The sequence below is a fragment of the Duganella sp. genome (assembly GCF_039595735.1).
Taxonomy (GTDB): domain Bacteria; phylum Pseudomonadota; class Gammaproteobacteria; order Burkholderiales; family Burkholderiaceae_D; genus Rugamonas.
The window spans coordinates 95,867-122,597 of sequence record NZ_JBCNLB010000017.1; the positions used below are offsets into that span (position 1 = coordinate 95,867).

At 63.6% G+C, this 26,731-nt stretch carries 19 protein-coding genes; 17 read left to right on the top strand and 2 right to left on the bottom strand.

Annotated elements, in window-relative coordinates; genetic code table 11:
- Window positions 1–41 precede the first annotated feature (41 nt).
- Entirely contained in the window at window positions 42–2,045 is a 2,004-nt protein-coding gene (locus ABDW57_RS22845; protein ID WP_343732485.1) for an ATP-dependent DNA helicase, read from the top strand.
- Window positions 2,046–2,152: 107 nt separating this feature from the next.
- Here ABDW57_RS22845 and ABDW57_RS22850 read toward each other — a convergent pair whose 3' ends face one another.
- Window positions 2,153–3,130, bottom strand: a complete 978-nt coding sequence (locus ABDW57_RS22850; RefSeq protein ID WP_343732447.1) for an NADPH:quinone oxidoreductase family protein — start codon at window positions 3,128–3,130, stop codon at window positions 2,153–2,155.
- A 159-nt stretch (window positions 3,131–3,289) separates the two neighbouring features.
- Here ABDW57_RS22850 and ABDW57_RS22855 point away from each other — a divergent pair, with 159 nt between their 5' ends.
- From ABDW57_RS22855 to pbpC, 9 genes are all read left to right on the top strand, one after another.
- Complete coding sequence (locus tag ABDW57_RS22855) at window positions 3,290–3,895, top strand: toll/interleukin-1 receptor domain-containing protein (RefSeq protein ID WP_343732448.1); 606 nt, start codon at window positions 3,290–3,292, stop codon at window positions 3,893–3,895.
- 9 nt (window positions 3,896–3,904) lie between these two features.
- Complete coding sequence (locus ABDW57_RS22860) at window positions 3,905–5,866, top strand: tetratricopeptide repeat protein (RefSeq protein WP_343732449.1); 1,962 nt, start codon at window positions 3,905–3,907, stop codon at window positions 5,864–5,866.
- 70 nt (window positions 5,867–5,936) lie between these two features.
- Window positions 5,937–6,674, top strand: coding sequence for a 5'/3'-nucleotidase SurE (gene surE, locus ABDW57_RS22865; RefSeq protein ID WP_343732450.1), 738 nt, complete (start codon window positions 5,937–5,939; stop codon window positions 6,672–6,674).
- The gene (locus ABDW57_RS22870) at window positions 6,671–7,540 is read left to right on the top strand and encodes a protein-L-isoaspartate(D-aspartate) O-methyltransferase (protein ID WP_343732451.1); all 870 of its coding nucleotides are present in this window, start codon (window positions 6,671–6,673) and stop codon (window positions 7,538–7,540) included. Before surE ends, ABDW57_RS22870 begins: the two co-directional genes overlap by 4 nt.
- A gap of 29 nt (window positions 7,541–7,569) precedes the next feature.
- The gene (locus ABDW57_RS22875) at window positions 7,570–8,508 is read left to right on the top strand and encodes a peptidoglycan DD-metalloendopeptidase family protein (RefSeq protein WP_343732452.1); all 939 of its coding nucleotides are present in this window, start codon (window positions 7,570–7,572) and stop codon (window positions 8,506–8,508) included.
- 13 nt (window positions 8,509–8,521) lie between these two features.
- Window positions 8,522–9,526, top strand: a complete 1,005-nt coding sequence (gene rpoS, locus ABDW57_RS22880; RefSeq protein ID WP_343732453.1) for an RNA polymerase sigma factor RpoS — start codon at window positions 8,522–8,524, stop codon at window positions 9,524–9,526.
- A gap of 164 nt (window positions 9,527–9,690) precedes the next feature.
- Window positions 9,691–11,034, top strand: coding sequence for a 23S rRNA (uracil(1939)-C(5))-methyltransferase RlmD (gene rlmD / locus ABDW57_RS22885; protein ID WP_343732454.1), 1,344 nt, complete (start codon window positions 9,691–9,693; stop codon window positions 11,032–11,034).
- Between the two features lie 80 nt (window positions 11,035–11,114).
- Entirely contained in the window at window positions 11,115–16,895 is a 5,781-nt protein-coding gene (locus ABDW57_RS22890) for an MG2 domain-containing protein (protein ID WP_343732455.1), read from the top strand.
- Window positions 16,892–18,982 (top strand): penicillin-binding protein 1C, encoded by a 2,091-nt coding sequence (pbpC, locus tag ABDW57_RS22895; RefSeq protein WP_343732456.1) that lies wholly within the window; start codon window positions 16,892–16,894, stop codon window positions 18,980–18,982. The genes ABDW57_RS22890 and pbpC overlap by 4 nt, the downstream gene beginning before the upstream one ends.
- A 43-nt stretch (window positions 18,983–19,025) precedes the next feature.
- Here the strand turns inward: pbpC and ABDW57_RS22900 are convergent, their stop codons facing one another.
- A complete protein-coding gene (locus ABDW57_RS22900; RefSeq protein ID WP_343732457.1) occupies window positions 19,026–19,706 on the bottom strand; it encodes a Bax inhibitor-1/YccA family protein in 681 nt (226 codons plus the stop codon).
- Between the two features lie 216 nt (window positions 19,707–19,922).
- Between ABDW57_RS22900 and ndk the strand changes: the two genes are divergently transcribed.
- The 7 genes from ndk (at window position 19,923) to ABDW57_RS22935 (ending at window position 26,715) form a co-directional block, all read left to right on the top strand.
- Entirely contained in the window at window positions 19,923–20,330 is a 408-nt protein-coding gene (gene ndk / locus ABDW57_RS22905; protein WP_343732458.1) for a nucleoside-diphosphate kinase, read from the top strand.
- 72 nt (window positions 20,331–20,402) lie between these two features.
- Entirely contained in the window at window positions 20,403–21,575 is a 1,173-nt protein-coding gene (gene rlmN / locus ABDW57_RS22910) for a 23S rRNA (adenine(2503)-C(2))-methyltransferase RlmN (protein WP_343732459.1), read from the top strand.
- Complete coding sequence (pilW, locus tag ABDW57_RS22915) at window positions 21,575–22,396, top strand: type IV pilus biogenesis/stability protein PilW (RefSeq protein WP_343732460.1); 822 nt, start codon at window positions 21,575–21,577, stop codon at window positions 22,394–22,396. Before rlmN ends, pilW begins: the two co-directional genes overlap by 1 nt.
- A gap of 13 nt (window positions 22,397–22,409) precedes the next feature.
- Window positions 22,410–23,441 (top strand): helix-turn-helix domain-containing protein, encoded by a 1,032-nt coding sequence (locus tag ABDW57_RS22920; protein ID WP_343732461.1) that lies wholly within the window; start codon window positions 22,410–22,412, stop codon window positions 23,439–23,441.
- Window positions 23,442–23,459: 18 nt separating this feature from the next.
- Entirely contained in the window at window positions 23,460–24,716 is a 1,257-nt protein-coding gene (gene ispG / locus ABDW57_RS22925) for a flavodoxin-dependent (E)-4-hydroxy-3-methylbut-2-enyl-diphosphate synthase (RefSeq protein WP_343732462.1), read from the top strand.
- Window positions 24,709–26,052 (top strand): histidine--tRNA ligase, encoded by a 1,344-nt coding sequence (gene hisS, locus ABDW57_RS22930; protein WP_343732463.1) that lies wholly within the window; start codon window positions 24,709–24,711, stop codon window positions 26,050–26,052. Before ispG ends, hisS begins: the two co-directional genes overlap by 8 nt.
- A 30-nt stretch (window positions 26,053–26,082) precedes the next feature.
- A complete protein-coding gene (locus tag ABDW57_RS22935) occupies window positions 26,083–26,715 on the top strand; it encodes a tetratricopeptide repeat protein (protein ID WP_343732464.1) in 633 nt (210 codons plus the stop codon).
- Window positions 26,716–26,731: the final 16 nt, after the last annotated feature.

Sequence of the window (26,731 nt, forward strand, 5' to 3'; positions counted from 1 at the left end):
TTTTGACCGAACACCTTCCTCCCGCCGCGACCTCCGACGCCATTCCCGCCGTCATCGGCGCCACGCCTGAACAGCCTCCCGGCAAGTATGATTCCGAGGTCGAGCGCCTGTTTGGCGCCGGCGGACCGCTGGGGCCGGCCGTGGGCGACTTCCGCCCGCGCCGCTCGCAGACCGAAATGGCCAAGGCGGTTGCATCGGCGATCGCCACCCAGACCACGCTGATTGCCGAGGCGGGCACCGGCACGGGCAAAACCTTTGCGTACCTGGTGCCGGCGCTGCTGTGGGGCGGCAAGACCATTGTTTCGACCGGGACCAAGAACTTGCAGGACCAGCTGTTCCTGCGCGACATCCCGGCGGTGCGCAACGCGCTGCAGGCGCCGGTGTCGGTGGCGCTGCTGAAAGGGCGCTCCAACTACCTGTGCCACTACCACCTGGAGCGTACGCTGCAGAACGGCCGCATGACCTCGCGGGACGACGTCGGCTACCTGCGCGAAATCTCGCGCTTCCTGAAAATGACCAAATCCGGCGACAAGGCGGAACTGGCGCGGGTGCCGGAAAATGCACTGATCTGGAACCTGGTGACCTCCACCCGCGACAACTGCATGGGCACGGAATGCCAGTACTACCAGGATTGTTTCGTCATGAAAGCGCGCAAGGAAGCGCAGCAGGCGGACGTGGTGGTAGTCAACCACCACCTGTTCTTTGCCGACGTGGCGCTGAAGGATTCCGGCATCACTGAATTGCTGCCGTCGGCCAACACCATCATCTTTGACGAGGCGCACCAGCTGCCGGACACCGCCACCCTGTTCTTTGGCGATACCTTCTCCACCTCGCAAGTGCTGGAACTGTGCCGCGATGTGCTGGCCGAAGGCTTGTCGAATGCGCGCGACGGCGCCGACTGGGGCAAGGTCGTGACCGTGGTGGAAAAAGCCGCGCGCGACCTGCGCCTGACCTTCCCGCAAGACATTGTGCGCCTGTCCCTGCCGCAGATCGCCCCGTCGAGCGACTTCTTCCCGGCGCTGGAAACCCTGAAAGACGAGCTGGACGGCATGATGGCCGTGCTGGAAAAGCACGCCGAGCGCGCGGAAACGCTGGAACAATGCCGCCAGCGCGGCGTCGACCTGGTGGCGCGGCTGGCGGCCTGGAAATTCGATCCCAAAGCCAAGGTGGCCAAGGGCGAGGAAGCGGTGTTCTGGGTAGAGGCGTTTGCCTCCTCGCTGCAGCTGCACAAGACGCCGCTGTCGATCGCGCCGATCTTCAACGGCCAGCGCGAAGGCGTGCCGCGCAGCTGGATTTTCACCTCGGCAACGCTGGCGGTAAAAAACGACTTCAGCCACTTTGCCGAGCAAATGGGCTTGAATAACGAGCCATCGATGTCGTGGCCGAGCCCGTTCAACTACGAAGAACAGGGCATTTTGTACGTACCGACCGGCCTGCCGGACCCGAATTCCTTCGGCTACACCGATGCCGTGCTGGACCTGGCGCTGCCGGTCATCGAGGCCGCCGGCGGAAAAACCTTCCTTTTGTGCACGACTTTGCGTGCCGTCAAGCGCGCCGCCGAGCGTCTGCGCGACGAATTCGAGAAGCGGGGCCTGCCGTACCCACTGTTTGTGCAGGGTGACAAAGGCCGCACCGAGTTGCTGGACCAATTCCGCAAAGCCGGCAATGGCGTCCTGATCGGTTCGCAAAGCTTCTGGGAGGGCGTGGACGTGCGCGGCGATGCCCTGTCATTAGTCATCATCGACAAACTGCCGTTTGCGCCGCCGGACGATCCGGTGCTGGCAGCGCGGCTGGAAGTGATGGAAAAGCAAGGCAAAAACGGCTTCATGAGCCACACCCTGCCGGAAGCCATCATCAACCTGAAGCAGGGCGCCGGCCGGCTGATCCGCGACGAAAAAGACCGTGGCGTGCTGATGTTGTGCGACCCGCGCGTGATTTCCAAGCCTTACGGCCGCCGCATCTGGCAAAGCCTGCCATCCTTCAAACGCACCCGCGAACAGGAAGTCGTGATCGAATTCTTCAAAAACAAGAATTCCGAGCAGTAACTTTCAGTTAAAAAATTTGGGGTCAGCTCTGACATTCGGACATTCGGGAACTAAATAATTTTGAATTAGTTCCGCAATGTCCGAATGTCAGAGCTGACCCCGAATTGTTAGTGCGGCAATACCACCACTTTGCCGGTGACTTTGCGGGCGGCCATGTCATTCAGCGCCTGGGCCGCATCTTCTAACTTGTAACGCCCCGATATGCGTGGCTTGATTTTGCCTTCGTGTAACCACTGCAGCAGCTGGCGCATGTTTGCCATGTTGCCTTTTGGATCACGCTTGGTGTGTTCGCCCCAGAATACACCGACCAGGGAGGCGCCTTTCAGCAAGGCTAAATTCAATGGCAGTTTGGGAATCTCGCCGTTGGCAAATCCCACCACCAGGTAACGCCCGCCCCAGGCAGTCGCGCGGAACGCCGGCTCGGCATAGTCACCGCCCACCGGGTCGTATATCACGTCCGCACCCTTGCCGCCCGTCGCGGTCTTTACTTGCTCGCGCCAGTCCGCCTGGCTGTAGTTGATCAGGACGTCGGCGCCATGCTGGCGGCATACTTCCAACTTCTCATCAGTCGAAGCGCAAGCAATAATGCGGGCTCCAAGGGCTTTTCCTATCTCGACGGCCGCCAGGCCGACCCCGCCAGCCGCGCCAAGAATTAGCATGTTCTCACCATTTTTTAGCTTGGCCCGGTCCACTATCGCGTGGTAGGAGGTGCCGTAGGTGAGGGTGATGGCGGCCGCGGTGTCGAAATCCATGCCGGACGGCATTGGGATCAAGGCTTGTGCTGGTGCTAATAATTGTTGCCCGAAACCACCGGTGGGGACGAAGGCGATGACTTGGTCGCCGGGTTGGAAAGTTGTCACATCGCTACCGGTCGATTGGATGACACCCGCTACTTCGCTGCCCGGCACGAACGGCAGTTCCGGTTTGAATTGGTATTTTCCTTGCACGATGAGTACGTCCGGAAAATTGACGCCGGCCGCTCGTACGTCGATCACCACCTGTCCCGGACCGGGGCGCGGGTCTGGTAAATCTTGCACGGTCAGCGTGTCCGGTGCCCCCCAGGTCTCACATACGACTGCTTTCATGCGGGTCTCCTTTGGTTATAAAAAAGAACGGTCGTTATATTTTTATCTTACCTGAAACTGCCAGCCGTTTGCGCAAAGTTCCGCCTGTCGCACGTTTGTTCTAACTCAAAGTCTCTGCATTATGGCTTGTTAGAGTTGGTTAAACGCAGGGAGGATGTCATGACTATCCGTCACGGCTGCTTTTTCAGTTATGCCCATGGCCAGCATACTTATATGAGTAAGTTCAAGGACGATTTGATCGATGCCTTGAAGTGCTATCTCGAACCCCACTTCGACAACGAAGACGAGTTGTTTGTTGATAGCGAGCAACTCGGCGGCGGCGATGACCTCGACGAGAAGATCGCCCGCGCCCTGTGCGAGAGCGTTTGCATGATTGCCATTTATACACCCAAATATGAAGCCCACGGCTATACCCGCCGTGAGTTTGCAGCAATGCAACTTATTGAGCGCGAGCGCAAGCAGTGGTACAGCTTGCCCAGCCATCTGATTATTCCCGTCATCATGACGCGCCATCCCAGCGGCTTGCCGCCCCAAATCGCCGGACCGGGCATGTATGTGGATTTTTCCCGCTACACCCTGGCCAGCGGCGACCTGAAAACCAATCCCGACTTCCTCCCGGACATTGAAAAAATCGTCCACCGCATTGCCGAGCATTACCACTGTCTAAAACGCAGCATGCCGCCCGGGCACGACTGCAGCCGTTTCGTGCTGCCCGAGATCCCCCCGGAGTGGCGTGCCATTCCTCCTCCACATTTCCCACGCTAAAGGTTTGCCATGGAACTCCATCCATTGACCCTGCCGCCGCTCAGCACCAGCGGCGAAGTGATTACTTTCTATTCTTACAAGGGGGGCACCGGGCGCACGATGGCGCTGTCGAATATCGCTGTGCTGCTGGCGCGCCTGCAAAATGCCACCACGCCGGTATTGATGATCGACTGGGATCTCGAAGCGCCGGGGCTGCACCACTATTTTGCCGACCAGCAGCAAGAGCCCAGGCCCGGCGTGCTGGAATTGTTCGAGCATTGCCGCGAGCAACTTCAGCACCACCGCAACGGCGCCGCGCTGGACGATGAAGACTGGGCGCACGATGTGCTGTCGACGATTGATTGGGGGCAATATGTGACGCGGGTCGATCAGGGCAGCCAGCTCTACCTGATGCGCGCCGGCCGCTTTGACGACAGTTACGGCGAGCGGCTGGCCGCCATGCACTGGGAGGAACTGTTTTACAGTTGCCCGGCGCTGTTCCGTTGTTTTGCCGATCGGCTGTCGCGCCATTTCCGCTACGTGCTGGTCGATTCGCGCACGGGCCGCACCGACAGCGCCGGCATCTGCACCACCTTGCTCCCGCGCAAACTGGTGGTGGTGTTCACGCCCAACCGGCAGAGTCTGGAAGGGGTGCAGGCGCTGGTGGCGCGCGCCACCACCTACCGCCGCAGCCACGAGGATGAGCAGCGGCCATTGCTGGTCTATCCCTTGCCGTCGCGCATAGAAATGGGCGACAGTCTGCAGCGCGCCCAGTGGCGCCGCGGCGATGAGCGTCTGCGGATTCTGGGTTACCAGCCCAGCTTTGAGGAGTTGATACGCGATTGCTACGGCATGCAGCATTTGTCGCTGGAGAGCTACTTTGACGAGGTGCAGCTGCAGCAGACCCGTACGTTTGCCTATGGCGAACAGGTGGCGGTGCAGCTCGATCAGGGCGGCGACCGCTTTTCGCTGACCCGCACCTTCGAGGCTTTTTTGGCGTGGCTGGCTCCCGGCTATTTTCCGTGGCAGTCGCACCGCGAAATCCACTTGCTGTCCGCGATTGCTGAGGCGCGCCGCGCGCTGGAGGCGGGCGGCGGCGCCGGCCGCGCCGTGCCCCAGCCGCTGGCGCGCGACCTCAATCTGCTGGGCGAGCTGTACCGGCGCGAGGGCAAGCTGCGTCAGGCGCTGGCCTGTTTTGAGGAGAGTCTGGTCCTGCGCCAGCGTGGTCTGGGCGAGGATCACCCGGATACGCTGGTCAGCAAGACCAATCTGGCCACGGCGCTGCGGCTGCAGGGCAAGCTGGAGGAGGCGCAGTTTCTGGAGGAGTGCGTGGTGGACGCCCGTGAGCGGCTGCTGGGCGCCGAGCATTTCGATACGCTGGCGGCGCGCAGCGCGCTGGCCATCACCATGGGCCTGCAAGGCCGGCTGGCCGAGGCGCTGGCGATTCAGGATGCCGTGATCGATACGTATATGCGGCTGCTCGGCGCCGAGCATCTGCTGACGCTGTCCGCCAAGGCCGCGCGTGCCGAATTGCTGCTGCAGCGCGGCGACACCGAACATGCCCGCAGCGTGCAGGAGCAGGTGCTGGCCGCCCGCAAGCGGCTGCTGGGCGCCGAGCATGCCGATACCTTGCGCAGCAAGACGGCGCTGGCCCAGACCTTGGTGCATATGCAAGAGCTGGACGCCGCGCGCAGTCTGCTGGAAACGGTGCTGCACGCCCATTTGCGGCGGCTGGGACCGGATCACCCGGAGACGCGCAAGGCGCGCGAGCAGCTGGTCGAGCTGCAGTTGCAACTGGGTATGCCGGCAGTCGAGCTGCAGCCGGTGCACGAACTGCATCAGAATGCCGCCATGGACGATTACGGCGATGCGCTGGTGCGGCCCGGGCGGGCGCGCAGCGCGGCGGCGGCCAACAGCCTGTGGTCGCGCTCGTCGGACGAGCTGGTGGCGCTGGACGGTTACCTGTCGGCGCCGCGCACGCCGTCGCGGTGAGCGAAATTTATCTGTTTTCCGGGCTGCCGGCGTGCGCAGTCCGGCCATTGCTTCAGGTAAAATCTCCGGTATGAGAATCCTGATAAGCAATGACGATGGCTACCTCGCGCCTGGCATCAATGCGCTGGCCGAGGCGCTCGCGCCCATCGCGGACATCGTGGTGGTGGCCCCCGACAGCAACCGTTCGGGCGCGTCGAACTCCCTGTCGCTGGACCGGCCGCTGTCGGTGCAGCGCGCGGCCAATGGTTTTTATTTTGTCAACGGCACGCCCAGCGATTGCGTGCACATCGCCCTGACCGCCGTGCTGGACTACAAGCCCGATCTGGTGGTGTCCGGCATCAACAACGGCCCCAATATGGGCGACGACACCCTGTATTCCGGCACCGTGGCGGCCGCTACCGAAGGTTTTCTGTTTGGCATCCCGTCGATTGCCTTCTCGCAGGGCGCCTACGGCTGGGAGCACATTGCAGGCGCCGCCCGCCATGCGCGCGACCTGATTCAGCGCTTCTACCAAGAGCTGCCGCGTCCCTGCCTGTGGAACGTGAATATACCCAATCGTCCTTATGAGCAACTTAACGCTGTGGCGGCGACCCGGCTCGGCAAGCGCCACCAGTCGGAGCCGGTGATCCGGGCGCAGGACCCGCGCGGCCGCGATATCTACTGGATCGGCCCGCCGGGCGCCTGCAAGGATGCCGGCGAGGGCACGGATTTCCATGCCGTGGCCAACGGCAAGACCTCGATCACCCCGCTGCAGATCGATCTGACCCACACCTCCCAACTCAGTGCATTGGCAAAGGCCTTGGCATGACCGACAAAAACCGTACCTTTCCTTTGCCGCTGTCCTCGGTAGTAGACAAGGGGGCCAAAAAGGCAACGGTCTTCGGGCCGGTGGCAACACCGCAAACCGCCACCCAGAACGCCGCGCGCCACGCGCCGCCCCAGTATCCCGGCCCGCGCCCGGTGGCCACCCCATCCAAGTCGCACAGTTACGCCATGGAGCGCGCCCAGCCGGTGCCAGCCGCCGCGCCGCGCTCGAATCCGCTGGTGTCGGACGCTGTGCGGCGCGCCATGGTGCAGCGCATTGCCAAACAGGGCGTCAAGGACCAGGTGGTGCTGAACGCCATGGAGACCGTGCCGCGCCACATGTTCATGGACGAGGGCCTGGCGCCGCAAGCCTATGTCGACGCCTCGCTGCCGATCGGTCATCACCAGACCATTTCCCAGCCTTACATCGTGGCGCGCATGATCGAGGTGATGCGCAACGGCGGCCAGCTCAAGCGCGTGCTGGAGATCGGCACCGGCTGCGGCTACCAGGCGGCGGTGCTGGCCTGCGTGGCGCAGGAAGTGTATTCGATCGAGCGCATCAAGCCGCTGCACGAGCTGGCCAAGGCCAATTTGCGCCCCCTGCGGGTACCGAATCTGCGTCTGCATTACGGAGATGGTATGCTTGGGCTGCCGCAAGCGGCCCCGTTTGACGGTATCATTCTGGCCGCGGCCGGGATGGAGGTGCCGCAAGCCCTGCTGGAGCAGCTGACCATCGGCGGTCGTCTGGTCGCGCCAGTGGGGACGCGTACGCAGCATTTGGAACTGATTACACGCCTCGGCAAGACGGAATGGGCCAGCCAGACGCTGGAAGACTGCCATTTCGTGCCGTTGCGTCCGGGCGTGATTTAGCGCCCGACCCACTAGACACGACGATGAGAATGACGAAGAAAAGTAATGTGCTCTTGATGAGCTTTGCGCTCGCTTTATTGAGCGCCTGCGGTACCACTCCCAACCAGGCCCCGGTCGTAGACCGCACGATTCCGCCGGCCGTCAAGCCCGCCACGCCAAGTGAAACGGCGCAGGTCGCCCGCGACGAGCGCGGCCTGTACACCGTGAAAAAGGGCGATACCCTGATCCGCATCGCGCTGGAATTTGGCCAGAATTACCGCGATCTGGTGGTCTGGAACAACCTGGCCAACCCGAACGACATCAAGGTCGATCAGGTGCTGCGCGTGCTGCCGCCCGAGAGCAATGGCAGCGGCGTGGAAACCGCCGCCGTGATCATGCCGCCGTCCGACAAGACCCCGCCGCCACCGCCGGTGGTCAAGAAAACCGGTCCGAAAGGCGACAAGAAACCGTATTCCGAGGCCAACCTGGCCGAGCTGCAGCGCGCCGAAAACGGCAAGGAAGTGGCCGCCGCGCCAGCCCCGGCGCCAGCGCCTGCGGCACCGCGCGCCAGCACGCCGGCCCCGGCCGCGCCTGCCGCTCCGGCCCTGGCTGCTGACGACGCCAACCTGAGCTGGGTGTGGCCGGCCGACGGCAAAGTCATTGCCACCTTCGACGAGGGCAAGAACAAGGGCGTGGACATCGCCGGCAAGGCGGGCCAGCAGGTCGTGGCTGCCGGCGCAGGAAAAGTGATGTATGCCGGCAGCGGCATCCGCGGATATGGTAATCTCGTTATTGTGAAGCACAGTAATAATTTGTTGTCGGCCTACGCACACAACCGCACCATCCTGGTCAAGGAAGGGCAGAGCGTAAGCAAGGGACAAATGATTGCGGAAATGGGCGATTCCGATACCGATTCCGTCAAGCTGCACTTTGAAATACGGCAGCAGGGCAAACCGGTGGACCCGTCCCGCTTCCTGCCCAACCGCTAGCTGAGCCGATGAGATGACCTCTACGCCGCACGATCAGATGGATGACGATGCTCTCCCGGACGATTTCCGGGACGAAGCCAACGATGATGCCGCGATCGATGGGGTAGACGATGCGGACCTGCCGGAAGCCGGCGCGGTCCTGGAAAGCGTCGACGAGCTCAAGAAAGTGCTGGCCGCCGAGCTGTCGACCGACACCACCCAGCATTATCTCAACCAGATCGGCACCCGCCCGCTGCTGACCGCGCAGCAGGAAGTCCACTACGCCACCCTGGCCAAGGCCGGCGATTTCAGCGCCCGCCAGACCATGATCGAGCACAACCTGCGGCTGGTGGTGTCGATCGCCAAGCATTACATCAACCGCGGCGTGGTGCTGCTGGACATGATCGAAGAGGGCAACATTGGCCTGATGCGCGCCATCGACAAGTTCGAGCCCGAGCGCGGTTTCCGTTTTTCCACTTACGCCACCTGGTGGATACGCCAGAGCATCGAGCGCGCCATCATGAACCAGGCGCGCACGGTGCGCCTGCCGGTGCACATGGTGCGCGAGCTGAACCAGATCCTGCGCGGCAAATACCACCTGGAAGCCCAGCACCACAATGGCAAGGACGCCACCGCCGAGGATATCGCCGAGCTGGTCGGCCGGCCGGTGGAGGAGGTGCAGGACATCCTGGCGCTGTCCGAGCACGCCACCTCGCTGGATGCGCCGCTGGACAACGATCCCCAATCGTCGCTGATGGACATGCTGCCCGGCGACAGCGAGGACAGTCCCGACGCCCGCGCCGAGCATCACGAAATGACGGTGCTGGTGCGCGACTGGCTGACCAAGCTGCCGGACAAGCAGCGCATCGTCATCATGCGCCGCTTTGGCCTCGATAATGACGATCCGGCCACCCTTGAAACCCTGGCCGAAGAGATGGGCGTGACGCGTGAGCGGGTGCGCCAGATCCAGCAGGAAGCGCTGGTCAAGCTCAAGCGGGCCATGGCCGCGCGCGGCGTGGTCCGCGATTCGCTGCTGTAGTCTGCTATCATATCGGCCCGACGCAACGACCGTTGGCCTCCGATCCGTCATGCCGGCGCAAGCCGGAATCCATAGCCCTTGCGCATGCCTGCGAACTGAGTATGGATTCCGGCTTCCGCCGGAGTGACGGTTTTAAGCCGCCTTCTCATTCAATATTGAACGCTATGCAAGAAAATACCATCGACATCAAATCGCTCGACATGGACGCCCGCGGCGTCGGCCACATGCAGGACAATGAAGACGGCACGCCGGGCAAAGTGGTGTTCGTGGAAGGCGCCCTGCCGGGCGAGCGCGTCAGCTTTGAAACCTTCAAGAAAAAGAAGAACTGGGAAGCGGCCAAAATGACCGCGCTGCACCGCGAGTCGTCGATGCGCGTCAAGCCGAAGTGCGAACACTTTGACTACTGCGGCGGCTGCTCCATGCAGCACATCGAGCCCAGCGCCCAGGTGGCGATCAAGCAGCGCGTGCTGGAAGATAACCTGTGGCACATCGGCAAAGTCACCGCCGACAACATCATGCGGCCGATGTACGGCCCGACCTGGGGCTACCGCTACCGCGCGCGCCTGTCGGTGCGCTGGGTGGAAAAGAAGGGCACGGTGCTGGTCGGCTTCAAGGAAAAGAAATCGATCTTCGTGGCCGACATCCAGAGCTGCCAGATCCTGCCCAAGCACGTGTCGGACATGTTCATGCCGCTGCGCGCGCTGGTCGGTTCGCTGTCGCTGTACAACCAGATCCCGCAGATCGAACTGGCCATCGGTGAAGACGTCACCGTGCTGGTGCTGCGCATCATGGACGCGCTGAGCGCCGACGACGAAACCAAGATCAAGGCCTTTGCCGATCAATACAAAGTGCAGTTCTGGCTGCAGACCAAAGGCCCGGAAACCGCCGCGCCGTTCTATCCGCTGGAGCCGCAGCTGCACTACCTGCTGCCGGAATTCGGCGTGCGCATGCCGTTCAAGCCGGTCGACTTCACCCAGGTGAACCACCACATCAACCGCGTGCTGGTGCACAAGGCGCTGCGCCTGCTGGACGTGCAGCCGGAAGACCGGGTGGCCGATCTGTTCTGCGGCCTCGGCAACTTCACGCTGCCGCTGGCGACACTGGCGCGCGAGGTGGTGGGCATCGAGGGCAGCCAGGCGCTGACCGACCGCTCGCTGAGCAATGCCAAGGCCAACGGCCTGGATAGCAAGACCACCTTCTACAACCGCAACCTGTTCGAAGTGACGCCGCAGGACCTGATCGACCTCGGTAAATTCGACCGCATGCTGATCGACCCGCCGCGCGACGGCGCCATGGAACTGTCGCTGGCGCTGGGCGAACTGCGCAAGACCAACCCGGAGTTCCTGCCGAAGCGCATTGTGTATGTCTCGTGCAGCCCGTCGACGCTGGCGCGCGACGCCAATGTGCTGGTCAACGTGGCCGGCTACAAGCTGGATAAAGCCGGCGTGGTCAACATGTTCCCGCACACCTCGCACGTTGAATCGATGGCGGTGTTCGACCTGGTGTAAGTGTTTTTCTTCTAATGTTATTGACTTTGCAGGAGGCGTGCGCAACACTGAGCTGATCATCATCAGCGCCTGGAGTTGGCATGCGCCTTCTGTCCCGCCTCATCGCGATGGCTGCTTTCTGCAGCCTGCCGCTGGCCGTTCTGGCCGACACTTCCATCACTTCGTTTTCGCCATCGGGCACCGTCAAGGGCGTGCGCCAGGTGGCCGCGCGCTTCAGCGGGCAGATGGTTCCGCTGGGCGATATGCGGCTGGGCGATCCGTTCAACATTGACTGTCCGGAAGAGGGCAAGGGCCGCTGGATCGATGGACAGAACTGGAGCTACGATTTCGTGCGCGACCTGCCGGCCGGCGTGGCGTGCCGCTTCACGCTCAAGGACGACCTCAAGGATTTGAGCGGCAAGCCGCTGAACGGCACGCGCCAGTTCAGCTTTGATACCGGCGGCCCCGCGATCGTGGAAGCCGCGCCGCGCGAGGGCGCCAGCTACATCGACGAGCAGCAGATTTTCGTACTAGGTCTCGATGCCCCTGCCAGCGATGATGCCGTGGCAGCACATGCCTGGTGTCGCGCCGACGGGATCAATGAACGTATCGGCGTGCGCGTGCTGCAGGGGACGGAACGGCAGCAGGTGCTTGATCTGCGCAAGTCCTTCACCGAACGGTATCTGTCCCTGTACTTCAAGGCGCGCGGCGTGGTGTGGCGCGCCACCACGGCGGTCAGGAACAAAAAGCTGGAGCGCTTGCCGCTGGCGGTTTTGCAGTGCAAGCGCAGCCTGCCGCCGGCGACGCAGGTGTCGCTGGTGTGGGGCGCCGGCATCGAGGCTGACAGCGGCATCGCCACCAAAGAGGATCAGACGCTGTCTTACAAAACACGTCCCGACTTTACGGCGCGCTTCAGCTGCGACAGACTGAACGCCGATGCCGGCTGCGTGCCGTTCCTGCCGATGCGCGTGCAATTCAGCGCGCCGGTCAAGCGCGCGGACGCGCTGGCGGTCAGGATCACGGGGCCGGGCGGCAAAGTCTTTAAACCGCAGTTGAATAAGGACGAGGAGAAAAACGAGTATCTGGAGTGGCTGACCTTCAAAGGGCCGTTCCCGGAAAGCGCCAGGCTGACCGTATCGCTGCCGGCTGGCGTGAAGGACGATGCCGGCCGGTCGCTGGTCAATCAGGCGCGCTTCCCGATGGCGATCCGCACCGACGCCCAGCCGCCGCTGGTCAAGTTCCCGGCGCGCTTTGGCATCATCGAAGCCAAGGGCGACAAGCTGCTGCCGGTCACCGTGCGCAATGTGGAGGCGGCGCTGGCCGGCACCAAGGTCGATGGCGCCGCGCTGCGCGTCAATGAGGGCGCAGCGCTGGATCAGCAGGACCAGCAAGTCATCGCATGGCTGAAGCGCATGGGCAGCAGCTACAGCTGGGAGCCACAGGAACTCCACGCGGACAAGATGGCCAGGCCGCTGCTGGACGCCAAGGCCGGCAAGGTCGAACGCTTCACCATGCCCAAGCCGGGCGGCGGCAAGGCATTTGAAGTGGTGGGCATCCCGCTGCGCAAGCCGGGTTTCTACGTGGTGGAGCTGGCGAGTCCCAAGCTGGGTGCGGGGCTGGCGCTGGGCAAAGGGCCGGCGTATGTCAGCAGCGCCGCGCTGGTCACCAACATGGTGGCGCACTTCAAGCACGGCGCCGAATCGTCGCTGGTGTGGGTGACGTCGCTGGACAAGGGCCAGCCGGTGGCGCAGGCGCAGGTGGCGGTGCGGGATTATCACGGCAAGCTGCTGTGGCAGGGCATGACCGACAGCGGCGGCCTGGCGCACATTCGTCAGGAACTGGTGCAGAAGGAAGATCAACGTTTCTTCATCAGCGCGCGGCTGGGCGGCGATATGACGTTCACGCTGTCCGACTGGGATCGCGGCATTGAAACCTGGCGCTTCAATCTGCCGACCGGTTACTACGGCGCCGATAACGTGATCGCCTCCACGGTGTTCGATCGCACGCTGCTGCGCGCCGGCGAGACGGTGCACATGAAGCACTTCCTGCGCCGCCATGTGGAGCAGGGGCTGGCGCGCGCGACCAAAGAGCAGCCGGCCAGCATGTTCATCATCCACGAAGGCAGCGGCCAGCAGTATGAATTGCCGCTTAAATGGAGCGCCAACGGCTCGGCCGAAAACACCTGGCCGATTCCGGCCGACGCCAGGCAGGGTTGGTATCAGCTGATGATCGGCGGGCGCGGGTCGGGCCGCTTCCGCGTCGAGCAGTTCCGCGTGCCGACCATGAAAGCGCTGCTGCAAGGGCCGAAAGTGCCGGCAGTGCAGGCGTCATCGGTGGATCTGGATGTCCAGTTGAGCTACCTGTCAGGCGGCGGCGCGGGCGACGCGCCGGTACAGTTGCGCAGCGTGGTGCAGAGCAAGAGCATCAGCTTTGAAGACTACGCAGACTTCAGCTTCAGCACCGGCGACGTCAAGGTCGGCGTCGAGCAGCGCGGCGGCAGCTTTGATGATGACGAAGGCATGTTTGAAGGCGAGGAGGACGCGGCGAGCGGCCCCGGTGCAGTCAGGACACGCAGCCTGACGCTGGACAAGGCCGGCGGTGCGCGCATCACGCTGGATCAGCTGCCGGCCGTGCAAACGCCGCATGAGGTCATGGCCGAGATGAGCTATCAGGACGCCAACGGTGAAACGCTGTCCGCCGCCACCCGTATTCCTTTGTGGCCGTCCAGTTACGTGATCGGTATCCAGCCGGACGGCTGGGTGGCCAGCAAGGATGCGCTCAAGTTCACGGTGGCGGTGCTGGACCTGCAAGGCAAACCGGTCACCGATGCGCCGGTGGCAGTGGATATCTTTCAGCGGCAATCCTATTCGCATCGTCGCCGTCTGATCGGCGGCTTCTATGCGTACGAAAACAGCAGCGAAGTGAAAGCGCTGGGCGCGGCCTGCGAAGGCAAGAGCGACAGCAAAGGCCTGCTGATCTGCCAGATCAAGGCGCCGGCATCGGGTAATCTGATCCTGCGCGCGAAAACACAGGATGCGCAGCAGCGCGTCGCTGTCACCAATCGCGAGACCTGGGTGGCCGATGGCGCCGACTGGTGGTTTGCCGCCACCGACAACGATCGCATCGACCTGCTGCCGGAAAAAAAACGCTACGAGCCGGGCGACACCGCCAGCTTCCAGGTGCGCATGCCGTTCCGCGAAGCGACCGCGCTGATTACGGTGGAGCGCGAGGGCGTGATCGATACCTACGTGCGTCCGCTCAGCGGCAGCGAACCGGTGTTCTCGATCCCGGTGAAAAAGCAGTACGCGCCGAACGTCTACGTCTCCGCGCTGGTCGTGCGTGGCCGCGTGAACGGCGTGCAGCCGACCGCGCTGGTCGATCTGGGCAAGCCAGCCTACAAGCTGGGCATCGCGCCGCTGCGGGTGGGCTGGTCGGCCAATGAACTCAAGGTGCAGGTGAAGGCCGATAAGGATGTCTACAAGGTGCGTGACAAGGCCACCGTGTCAGTGAAGGTCACACGCCCGGACGGCTCGGCGCCGCCGGCCGGTGCGGAAGTCGCGCTGGCGGCGGTCGATGTCGGCCTGCTGGAGCTGATGCCGAACACCAGCTGGAATCTGCTGGAAGCCATGATGGAGCAGCGTAATCTGCAGGTCACCACGGCCACTGCGCAGATGCAGGTGGTGGGCAAGCGCCACTTCGGCCGCAAGGCCGTGCCGGCCGGCGGTGGCGGCGGCAAGGGCGCGGGACGCGAGTTGTTCGACACGCTGCTGTTCTGGAAGGCGCGGGTCACGCTGGATGCCAACGGCCAGGCCACGGTGCAGGTGCCGATTAACGATTCGCTGACGGCGTTCCGGATTGTGGCGGTGGCCAGCGCCGAGGCCGACCTGTTCGGCACCGGCCGCACCGAGGTGCGCAGCTCGCAGGAGCTGATCCTGCTTTCCGGCCTGCCGTCGCTGGTGCGCGAGGGCGACCGCTTCCGCGCCATCTTCACGCTGAGGAACACGACCGACGCCGCCGTCAAAGCGACGCTGCGCGTCAACCCGGGCGGCAACGGCAGCGCCAATACCAGCGCCAGTGGCAGTGGTAGCGGCGGCGGCAGCGGCAGCGGCAGCGGCAGCGGCAGCCGGGGCGGCATTGCCAGCGCGGCGGGGGCGGGTGTCGGTGGCAAGCCGTTGGCGCCGCAAACGGTCGCGCTGGAGCCGGGGCAGGCGCGCGAAGTGAGTTGGGACGTGCAGGTGCCGGCGTCCGCAGCCACGCTGGCCTGGGATGTGAGCGCGGCGGTGGAGGGCGGCGGCCCGGCATCGGCTGATCGCATCAGGATCACGCAGAAAATCGTGCCGGCGGTGCCGGTCACCGTCATGCAGGCCACCTTGCTGCAGCTGGAGCGCAAGCAAAGCATGGCAGTCAGCCTCCCTGGCGACGCGGTGCCGGGGCGCGGCGGCGTGCAAGTGCAGTTCAGCCCCAGGCTGGGCGGCGAACTGCCGGGCGTGCGCGACTACATGCTGCAATATCCATATCGCTGCTTTGAGCAGATGACATCGCGCTCAATTGCGCTGCATGATGAAGCCATGTGGCACGCGGCGGTGGACAAGCTGCCGACCTATCTGGACGCCGATGGTCTGGTCAAATACTTCTCGTCGATGCACGAGGGCAGCGACACGCTGACGGCCTACGTGCTGTCAGCCGCCAACGAAGCCGGCTACGAGATTCCGGAAGCGCTGAAAGGCCGGATGGAATCCGCACTGCTGGCCTTCGTGCAGGGTAAAGTGGTGCGCTACTCGTCGTTGCCGACGGCCGATCTGGCAGTGCGCAAGATCGCCGCGCTGGAGGCTTTGTCGCGCGCCAGGCCGGTCAACGCCAGCGAGCTGGAATCGTTCACCGTGCAGCCGAACCTGTGGCCGACGTCCGCCGTCATCGACTGGTATCAGATCCTGCAACGCTCGCCCAAGCTGCCGCAGCGTGCGCAGCGTCTGAAGGAGGCGGACCAGATCCTGCGCTCGCGCCTCAACTTGCAGGGCACGACCATGACCTTCTCCACCGAACGCACCGATGACTGGTGGTGGCTGATGTCCTCGGCCGACAGCAACGCCAACCGCCTGCTGCTGGTCATGGCCGACAATCCGGCGTGGAAGGATGATATTGGCCGCCTCGCACGGGGTGTGCTGGGGCGGCAGAAGAAAGGCCGCTGGGGCACCACTGTCGCCAACGCCTGGGGCGTGCTCGGTATGGACAAGTTCTCGCGCCTGTTCGAAAGCGAAAAGGTGACCGGCACCGCCGGCGCCACGCTGGCCAATGCCAGCAAGAGCATTGCCTTTGGCGGCGAGCCGGCCGGCGGCACTGCTTTGCTGCCCTGGCCGCGCGGCGGCAGCGGCCAGCTGGAACTGGAACATGCCGGCACCGGCAAGCCGTGGGCCACGGTACAGACCCTGTCGGCAGTGCCGCTCAAGACCCAGCTGTCGAGCGGCTACAAGATCGTCAAAACCATCACGCCACTGGAGCAGAAAACCAAAGGCGCGTGGTCTCGTGGCGATACCTACCGCGTGCATCTGGATCTGGAAGCGCAGTCGGACATGACCTGGGTGGTGGTGGACGATCCAATTCCGGCCAGCGCCACCGTGCTGGGTTCGGGCCTGGGTGGCGATTCTGCGATTTCCGCCGGCGGCGAGCGTGCTGCCGGCTGGGCGTATCCGGCGTTCCAGGAGCGCACGTTTGAAGGCTATCGCGCGTTCTACGCCTTTGTCCCGAAAGGCAAGTGGAGCGTGGAGTACACTGTGCGCTTGAATAATCCGGGGCAGTTCAACCTGCCGCCCACCCGGGTGGAGGCCATGTACAGTCCTGAGATGTATGGCGCCGCACCTAACGCAGCCATGAATGTGAAATGAAACTGATCGTCTCCGCCATGGTGCTGGCGCTGGCCGGCACCGCAGCCCACGCCGTGCCCACCTTTGACGAGGTGCGCACGGCGTATCGCTCGTCGGACGCGGAGCTGCTGGACCGGCATGGCCAGGCGGTTCAATCACTGCGCATCGACATGGCGGTGCGGCGTTTGCCGTGGGTGGCGTTAGGCGATATCTCGCCCGCGCTGCCGGCGGCGGTGCTGCAGGCGGAAGACCAGCGCTTTTACGAACACAATGGCGTCGACTGGAGCGCGGCCGCCAAGGCGGCTTGGGACAACCTGTTCCGCGCGCGTCCGCGCGGCGCGTCGACCATCACCATGCAACTGGCGGCCTTGCTCGATCCGGCCTTGCAGCCAGCGGCCAAGGGGCGCAACTGGTCGCAGAAGTGGGACCAGGTGAAGGCAGCGCGCGAACTGGATGCGGAGTGGTCGAAGCAGCAGATCATGGAAGCGTATCTGAACATGGTGTCGTACCGCGGCGAGCTGCAAGGCGTGGGTGCAGCGGCGCGCAGCATGTTCGGTAAAGCCCCTTCCGGACTGGATCTGAGCGAATCGGTGATCCTGGCCAGCTTGTTGCGCGGACCGGCGGCGGGACAGAAGATCGTATCGCAACGGGCTTGTGCGCTGGCGGGTGAATTGCGTTTGCCTTCAACGTGCAGCGAGATACAGCTGCGTATCATCATTGCCTGGAGCCGCCCGCAGCTGGCGGTGAATTTGCCGCCGGCGCCGCAGGTGGCGCAGCAACTGCTGACACGCAGCGGGCAGGCGGTGCGCAGCACGCTGGACGCGGGTCTGCAGCGTCACGCGCAGACGGTGCTGCGCCAGCAGCTGGCCGCGCTGAACGGCCGCAATGTGAACGATGGCGCGGTGGTGGTGCTGGATAACGCCAGCGGCGAGATTCTGGCCTACGTCGGCAACGCCGGCGGCGCCGAGGTGGATGGCGTGGCGGCGCTGCGCCAGGCCGGGTCCACGCTCAAGCCGTTTCTATATGAGCTGGCGCTGGAGCGCAGGCAGATCACGGCGGCTTCGCTGATGGACGACTCGGCCATTGACGTCTCGACGCCGTCTGGCTTGTACGCGCCGCAGAACTACGACAAGGGTTACAAGGGTTACGTCAGCGCCCGCACCAGCCTTGCCAGCTCGCTCAACGTGCCGGCGGTGCGCACGCTGATGATGACGGGGATGGAACGCTTCCATGAGCGCCTGCGCGACGTGGGCCTCAGCAGCCTGACGCAGCCGGCCGAATACTACGGCTACGCGCTGGCGCTGGGCTCCGCCGAGGTATCGCTGCTGGAATTGAGCAATGCCTACCGCGCACTGGCGAATGGCGGCGTGTACAGCCCGGCGACGCTGGTGCCGCGCGGTGCCGGGGCTGCGCGCCGCGTGCTGGACCCGCGCGCCAGCTTCATCGTCAGCGATATCCTGGCCGACCGCGCGGCGCGCAGCCTGACTTTCGGCCTGAAGAACGAACTGGCCACCACCTTCTGGGCCGCCGTCAAAACCGGCACCAGCAAGGACATGCGCGACAACTGGTGCATCGGCTATTCGGACAAATACACGGTCGGGGTCTGGGTTGGCAATTTCAACGGCCAGCCGATGTGGGATGTCTCCGGCGTCACCGGCGCCGCGCCCGTGTGGCGCGACGTGATGGACTACCTGCACCGCGGCCAGCCCAGCCGCGCGCCCAGGCCGCCAGCGGGCGTGGTGCGCCAGCAGGTGGTCTACCAGCCCGAGTTGGAATCGGCGCGCAGTGAATGGTTCATCGCCGGCACCGAAAGCCCGGTGATCGCCCTGGTGCGTGACGAGCACCGCGCGCCGAAGATCCTGTATCCGGGCGACGCCAGCATCCTCGCTCTCGACCCCGACATTCCGGACGCCACCCAGCGCGTGTTTTTCCTTGCCCAGGGCGGCCACGGCCTGCGCTGGCAACTGGACGGCGAGCCGCTCGGCCAGGCCAGCACCGACTACGCCTGGCGCCCCACGCCCGGCCAGCACCAACTGGCCCTGATCGACGCCAACGCCAGGCCCATCGCCACCACCCACTTCCAGGTGCGCGGCGCCAACGCGCAATAAAAAAGCCGGCACGGGGCCGGCTTTTGAGCGGGGCAGGGGACGCTTAGTCGCGGTCGCCGCCAAAGATGCCCAGCAGGTGCAGCAGGCTGGTGAAGATGTTGTACACGTCCAGGTACAGGGCCAGGGTGGCGCGGATGTAGTTGGTCTCGCCGCCGTTGACGATCTGCTGCACGTCATACAGGATGTAGGCCGAGAAGATGGCAATTGCCACCACCGAGATCACGATCGCCAGCGCCGGGATGTGCAGGAAGACGTTGGCAACCGACGCCAGCAGCAGAATGATCACGCCGGCGAACAGCCAGGTGCCCATGCCCGAGAAGTCACGCTTGGACACGGTGGCGATCGACGCCAGCGTTGCAAACACCGCTGCCGTACCGCCAAACGCGGTCATGATCAGGAAGCCGCCATTGGCGAAGCCCAGGATGCGCGACAGCAGCGGCGTCAGCATCAGGCCCATGAAGAAGGTGAAGCCCAGCAGCAGGGCCACGCCCACGCCGGAATCCTTGTTCTTCTCGATACCCCAGATGAAGCCGAAGGCCACTGCCAGGAACAGCAATGCCATCAAACCACCGCCCAACGGCAGGTGCAGGGACACGCCGAGCGCCGCGCCGAATACGGTCGGAACCATCGACAGGGCCAGCAGCCAGTAGGTGTTGCGCAGCACGTTGTGCTGCACCAATCGGCGGTTTTCCGCCAGATCGTAGGTTTTTTGCATGTTGATCATAGAGCCTCCAGTACAGAGTAAAAGTTTACCGCTTGCCAAAAGCATAGCACGCCGCGCCCGGAATATCCAAAAACATGTCAAAAATGCACTTAATCCGGACTTAAACTGTCTTCGTGCCTGCGCTTTTCAGAATATGAGGTGTTCTATGGTAAAATCAAAGGTTGATTGGATTATCAATTATTGTTTTAAACCTTTCTTTTTATTGGAGTTTTTCAAATGGCAATCGAACGCACCCTGTCGATCATCAAACCAGACGCAGTTGCAAAAAACGTGATCGGCAAAATCTACACCCGCTTCGAAGAAGCTGGCCTGAAGATCGTTGCCGCTCAAATGAAGCAACTGTCGCGCGCTGACGCCGAAGGCTTCTACGCTGCTCACAAAGAGCGCGGCTTCTTCAAAGACCTGGTGGACTTCATGGTTTCGGGTCCAGTCATGATTCAAGTTCTGGAAGGCGAAAACGCCGTCCTGAAAAACCGCGAACTGATGGGCGCAACCGACCCTAAGAAAGCCGACAAGGGCACCATCCGCGCCGACTTCGCTGACTCGATCGACGCCAACGCTGTTCACGGCTCGGACGCTGTTGAAGCCGCTGCTGTTGAAATCGCTTACTTCTTCGGTAAGTAATTTGTAAGGATTCCGTTTCCGCGCTGCGGTGCGGAAACGGGATAAATGATTAGTACTGTTTTGAACCACACTATGAACGCTCCTCTGACCAACTTGCTGGATTTCGATCCCGCGCAACTCATCGCCTACTGCGCCGAGTTGGGAGAGAAACCGTTCCGCGCCAAGCAACTGCAACGCTGGATCCACCAATTCGGTGCGTCGGACTTCGACAGCATGACCGATCTGGCCAAGTCGCTGCGCGATAAACTGAAAACCCGCGCCCAGATCGTGGCGCCGCAGATCATCAGCGACCATACCTCGTCCGACGGCACCCGCAAGTGGCTGGTCGACGTCGGCAATGGCAATGCCGTGGAAACCGTGTACATCCCGGAAGAAACGCGCGGCACGCTGTGCATCTCGACCCAGGCCGGTTGCGCCGTCAACTGCCGTTTCTGCTCGACCGGCAAGCAAGGCTTCAGCCGCAACCTGACCGTGGGCGAAATCATCGGCCAGCTGTGGATGGCCGAATTTGAACTGCGCCGCACCAAGGGCATCGAACCCGGCCCGAAAGGCGAGCGCCAGATCACCAACGTGGTGATGATGGGCATGGGCGAGCCGCTGCTCAACTTCGATCCGACCGCCACCGCGCTGAAGATGATGTTGGACGATAACGCCTACGGCCTGTCGCGCCGCCGCGTGACCCTGTCCACCTCGGGCGTGGTGCCGATGATCGACAAGCTGGCGCAGGAAGTGCCGGTGGCGCTGGCGGTGTCGCTGCACGCCTCCAACGACGAGCTGCGCAACGGCCTGATCCCGCTGAACAAGAAATACCCGCTCAAGGAGCTGATGGCCGCCTGCAAGCGCTACCTGGAATTTGCGCCGCGCGACTTCATCACCTTCGAGTACTGCATGCTCGACGGCGTCAACGACTCCGACGAACACGCGCGCGAACTGGTGGCGCTGGTGCAGCACCCCGAGTTTGGCGTGAACTGCAAATTCAACCTGATTCCTTTCAACCCCTTCCCGGAATCGGGTCTGCTGCGTTCGAAGAACCCCCGCATCAAGGCCTTCGCGCAAGTCCTGCTGGATGCCGGCATCGTCACCACCATCCGCAAGACCCGGGGCGACGATATCGACGCCGCCTGCGGCCAGCTGGCCGGCGAAGTGCAGGACCGCACCAAGGTCCAGCAGCGCATGGAAAAAATGGCCGAGTACCAGAACAAGTTCGGCGCCAACTTCGGCAAGATCGTGGAGATCCGTTCCTGATGACCTTCCTGGCGCAGCGTAGCCGGCTCAGTCTCGTCGCGCTTGGCGTGGCAGGGGCGCTGGCCGGTTGCGCCTCGTCGGGCACCCAGCCGGGCAACAGCGGCAAGGCCGAGCTGACCACCGCCTCTGACCAGACCGCCATCCAGCGCAAGGTGGATATCCGCATGCAGCTGGCGATCGGCTACTTCGAGCAGGGCCAGTATGCGGTGGCGCTGGACGAGGTCAAGCTGGCGCTGGCGGCCGATCCGAACTACGCCGACGGCTACGGCATGCGCGGCCTGATTTACCAGCAAATGGGCGAGACCGCGCTGGCCGAAGACAACTTCGTGCGCGCCCGCAAGCTGGCGCCGAACAGTCCGGACCTGGCCAACAATTACGGCTCCTTCCTGTGCCAGCAAGGCCGTGTGAAGGAGGCGCTGCCGCTGTTTGATGCGGCCCTGGGCAACCGGAGTTACCGTTCGCCGGCCAGTGCCGCGAACAACGCCGGTTCCTGCGCATTGAAGATCAAGGATTACGCCAGCGCGGAGCGTTATCTGCTGCAAGCCTTGCAGTTGACGCCCGACCTGCCGGCCACCAACGCCAATCTGGCCAGGGTGTATTTTGAAAAAGGCGATTATGTGCGCGCCAATTTCTTCATCACCCGTTTGAACAAGGTGGCAAAGATGGAGAGCCTGACGGCCGATGTGCTGTGGCTCGCGATTAAGGTGCAGCATAAGCTGGGCGACAAGGACGCGGAAGCTGGTTGGGGGACGCAATTGCGCCGCCACCACCCCGGGTCGGCCGAGTATGCTGCTTATCAACGTGGGGCGTTTGATGAGTGAAACAGGGGTACCAATGAATTCTGAGTGGGCAGAACCGCCGCAGGAGCAGGGCAACACTGGCAAGGCTACGCCCGGAGCATTGCTGGCGGCCCAGCGTGAAGCGATGGGCTGGACGGTGGAACAGATTGCAGACCAACTGAAGCTGGCGGTCCGCCAGGTGAAGGCATTGGAAGCCGGTGATTACGCCGCGCTGCCGAATATGGCGGTGACGCGCGGCTTTGTGCGCGCCTACGCCAAGGTATTGAAGATGGATGCGGCCCCCCTGGTCGCGATGATCGAAGCAGCGCAGCCGACCAGCCCCGAGGTCGTGGTGGCGCCGCGCAAGGATCTGGCGGCGTCGTTCTCGGAGTCGCGCTTCCCGTCGATGACGGGCCGTTCGTCGTCGGCGCCGGCCGGGTGGCTGATTGGCCTGGCGGCGGTGGTGGTGGTGGGCGCGGCCGGCGCTTACGCTTACCAGAGCGGTTTGATTCCGGCCTCGCTGTTTGAGCGCAAGGAAGAAGTGAAGACGGCGGAAACGCCGGCGATAGACACCACGCTGGTCAAGCCGGGCCAGGAGGCGACCACGCTGCAGCAGCCTAACGTGCCGCTGATTTCGGTGCCGCCACAGGGCGAGCAGGCCGCGGCGCCGGCATCGGCCGCCGTGGCGCCGCCGGCCGATGCCCCGGCCGCGACGCCGGCCCCTGCGGCGGCAACGCCAGCGCCGGCGCCTGCGGCCACTGCGCCAGCTGCCGCACCGGTTGCAGCGGCGCCTGCCGCTGCCGCTGCTGCGCCGACGCCTGCTGCGGCAGCGCCGGCGGCTGCCGGCACTGGCCACCAGCTGGTGCTGAAAGTGACGGAAGATTCGTGGGTCGAAATTCGCCGCCCTGGCACCACCTCGCTGATCTCGCGCGTGGTGAAAGCCGGCAGCACCGAGACCTTTGACATCAAGGACCCGGCGCTGCTCATCATCGGCAAGCCGGCCGGCGTGGAAGCCACGCTGGGCGGCGCGCCGCTGCCGCTGCCGCTGATCCCGGGCGGGACGATTTCGCGAGTGAACATCAAGTAAGAACAGAGTAGAACGACCATGACGCAAACTGCTATTCCATCGGGACCAACCGACCGCCGCGCCAGCCGCCGCGTGTTGATCTCGCACGGCGAGCGCAAGATCTGGGTGGGCGGCGACGCCCCGGTGGTGGTGCAGTCGATGACCAACACCGACACCGCCAACGCGATCGAAACCGCCATCCAGATCCGTGACCTGGCGCGTGCCGGGTCGGAGCTGGTGCGCCTGACCGTGGACCGTCCGGAGGCCGCCGAAGCGGTGCCGTACATCCGCGAACAGCTGGACAAGATGGAGATCGACGTGCCGCTGGTGGGTGACTTCCACTATAACGGCCACACGCTGCTGCAAGATTATCCGGAGTGCGCCAAGGCGCTGTCGAAGTACCGCATCAACCCCGGCAACGTCGGCAAGGGCGCCAAGCGCGACACGCAGTTTGCGCAGATGATTGAAGTGGCCGCGCGCTACGACAAGCCGGTGCGCATCGGCGTCAACTGGGGCAGCCTGGATCAGGCCCTGCTGGCGCGCATCATGGACGAAAACGCCGTGCGTGAAAATCCATGGACCGCGCAGCAGGTGATGTATGAAGCGCTGATTACCTCGGCCATCGAAAACGCGCAGCGCGCGGAGGAACTGGGTCTGGGCCGCGACAAGATTATCCTGTCGTGCAAAGTCTCGGGCGTGCAGGACCTGATCGCCGTGTACCGCGAACTGGGCAAGCGCTGCGACTATCCGCTGCATCTGGGCCTGACTGAGGCGGGCATGGGCAGCAAGGGCATCGTCGCCTCGACCGCCGCGCTGTCGGTGCTGCTGCAGGAAGGCATCGGCGACACCATCCGCATTTCGCTGACGCCGGAACCGGGCGGCGACCGCACCAAGGAAGTGGTGGTGGGGCAGGAGATCCTGCAGACCATGGGCCTGCGCAAATTCACCCCGATGGTGATCGCGTGCCCGGGCTGCGGCCGTACCACCTCGACCACTTTCCAGGAACTGGCCGACAACATCCAGACCTTCCTGCGCGACCAGATGCCGGAATGGAAAAAGCTGTATCCGGGCGTGGAGGCGATGAACGTGGCCGTGATGGGCTGCATCGTCAATGGCCCGGGCGAATCCAAGCACGCCAACATCGGCATCAGCCTGCCGGGCACTGGCGAATCGCCGGCCGCGCCAGTGTTCGTGGACGGCGCCAAAGTAGCGACTCTGCGCGGTGAGCGCATCGTGGAAGAGTTCCAGGAAATCGTACTGAATTACGTGAAGAAGAATTACAGCAACCATGTCTAAACAAGAAAAAATCGTCGCCGTCAAAGGCATGAACGACATCCTGCCGCAGGACTCGCACCTGTGGCAGCTGTTCGAAAACACCGCGCAGTCGGTGGTGCAGAGCTATGGGTTTCAGCAGATCCGCACGCCGATCGTGGAAGATACGGCGCTGTTCAAGCGCGCCATCGGCGCCGTCACCGACATCGTCGAAAAAGAGATGTACTCGTTTGAAGACTCGATGAACGGCGACCAGCTGACCCTGCGCCCGGAAGGCACCGCTGGCGCGGTGCGCGCTGTCATCGAACACAATCTGGTCTACGAAGGTCCGAAGCGCCTGTGGTATACCGGCCCGATGTTCCGTCACGAGCGTCCGCAGCGCGGCCGCTATCGCCAGTTCTACCAGTTCGGCTGCGAAGCCGTCGGCTTCAGCGGTCCTGACGTGGACGCGGAACTGATCATGATGTGCCGCCGCCTGTGGGATGATCTTGGCCTGCCGGAGATCCGCCTGGAGATCAACTCGATTGGCGACGCCGAAGAGCGCGCGCGCCACCGCGTCGACCTGATCGCCTATCTGGAAAAGCACGAAGACATCCTGGACGCGGAAGCCAAGCGCCGCCTGCACAGCAACCCGCTGCGCATCCTGGACACCAAGAACCCGGCCATGCAGGACCTGGTCAACGCCGCGCCGAAGCTGATGGACTACCTGGGCGAGGAATCGCTGGCCCACTTCAACGGCGTGCGCAAGATCCTCGACCACAACAACATCCAGTACGTGATCAACACCCGTCTGGTGCGCGGCCTGGATTACTACAACCGCACCGTGTTCGAATGGGTGACCGATGCCCTGGGTTCGCAAGGCACGGTGTGCGCCGGCGGCCGTTACGATCCGCTGATCGCCTCGTTCGGCGGCAAGCCGACGCCCGCCGTCGGTTTCGCCATGGGCATCGAGCGCCTGCTGGAACTGATGAAGGAAGCCGGCGAGCCGGACATGCCTAACCAGTGCGACGTGTATCTGGTGCACCAGGGCGAAGCGGCGCAGTTGCAAGCCTTCGTGCTGGGCGAACGCCTGCGCGACGCCGGCCTGGACGTGATCATGCACGGCTCCACCGCGGCCGGCGCCGGCAGCTTCAAATCGCAGATGAAGAAGGCGGATGGCGCAGGTGCGGCCTTCGCCGTCATCATCGGTGAAGATGAAGTGAACAACAACACCGCCGCAGTCAAGGCGATGCGCGCGGCGGAAGGCGAACAGCAGCAAACCACGGTGCCGTTCGACCAGGTAGTAGACTTCGTGGTCGATCAGATCACCGACGGCGATGATCACCACCACCACGTGCACGACGAGCACTGCAACCACTAATTCCATTAACGATAACGGCAGACGAATACCATGGCATACGATCTTGAAGAACAAGAACAGATAGCATCCCTCAAAGCATGGTGGGACAAGTACGGCAACGTGACGACCTGGGTGCTGATCGCCGGCCTCGCGGCTTACTCCGGCTGGAACGGCTGGAACTACTACCAGCGCGACCAGGCCGGCAAGGCCTCGGCGCTGTACAGCGAACTGCAGGCGGCCGTGGAAGCCAAGGACAACGCCAAGGTGCTGCGCGCCGCCGCCGACATGGAATCGCAATTCGGCAGCACCGCCTACGCGCCGATGGCCGCGCTGGTGGCCGCCAAAAGCGCGTTCGACGCCAACGACCTGAAATCGGCCAAGGCCCAGCTGCAATGGGCGGCCGAGCATGGCGCCGATGAATTCAAGGCGGTGGCCAAGGTGCGCCTGGCCGGCGTGCTGCTGGACGAAAAAGCCTACGACGAAGCGCTGAAAGTGCTGGCCGGCGACGTGCCTGCGCAATTCGTTGGCGCCGTGGCTGACCGCAAGGGCGACATCCTGGCCGCGCAAAATAAAGTGACCGAAGCCCGCGCCGCCTACAAGGCCGCGCTGGACGCCACCGACAAGAAAAATCCCGGCCGTCAGCTGATTCAGATGAAACTGGAAGCCGTCGGCGGCACCGCCTAACCATTCAAGCACCAAG